Below are 674 nucleotides of genomic sequence, written 5' to 3' on the forward strand. Positions count from 1 at the left end.
GGCACGCGCGCGTGGGGCGGCTTCGACACCGCCCAGCAGCTCCAGGGCGGCGTTGTGGAAGAGCTCGGCGTCGTGGCCTGTACGGGCGGGGTGCTGGAGTACGAGGACGGCGACGTCGTCGTCGTGTTCCGCTGTCACGCCCAGGGCCCTGATGAGGCGGTCGCACACGACCTGGGGAGTGCCGGTGGCGCCGGCCAGGGCCTGTTCCAGGGCTGCCACGCCCTCGTCGATGTCCTCGCGGCGCCGCTCGACGAGGCCGTCGGTGTAGAGCACGGCGGTGGAACCGGGCCCCAGGGGCAGGGACGCGGAGGTGTGCAGCCAGCCGCCGGTGCCGAGCGGGGGTCCTGTGGGTTCGGCCGCGCGGTGGACCGTGCCGTCCGGGTCGCGGACGACGATCGGGAGGTGGCCCGCCGAGGCGTAGACCAGGCGCCCCTCGTTGGGGTCGTGGACGGCGTAGACGCAGGTGGCGATCTGGCTGGCGTCGATCTCGGCGGCCAGCCCGTCGAGGAGCTGGAGCACTTCGTGCGGGGGCAGGTCCAGGCGCGCGTAGGCCCGTACGGCCGTGCGGAGTTGGCCCATGACGGCGGCGGCCCGTACGCCCCGTCCCATCACGTCACCGATGACCAGGGCCGTGCGGCCGGCGCCGAGGGTGATGACGTCGTACCAGTCGCCGC

General features: G+C 74.2%; 1 protein-coding gene. It reads right to left on the reverse strand.

Features of this window, described 5'->3' with window-relative positions:
* Positions 1-674: PP2C family protein-serine/threonine phosphatase (locus AOK16_RS21880; protein ID WP_240483691.1), on the reverse strand; the 674-nt coding region annotated here is incomplete at both ends.

It is taken from the genome of Streptomyces pathocidini (assembly GCF_001418495.1).
In the GTDB taxonomy this organism is placed as follows: domain Bacteria; phylum Actinomycetota; class Actinomycetes; order Streptomycetales; family Streptomycetaceae; genus Streptomyces; species Streptomyces pathocidini.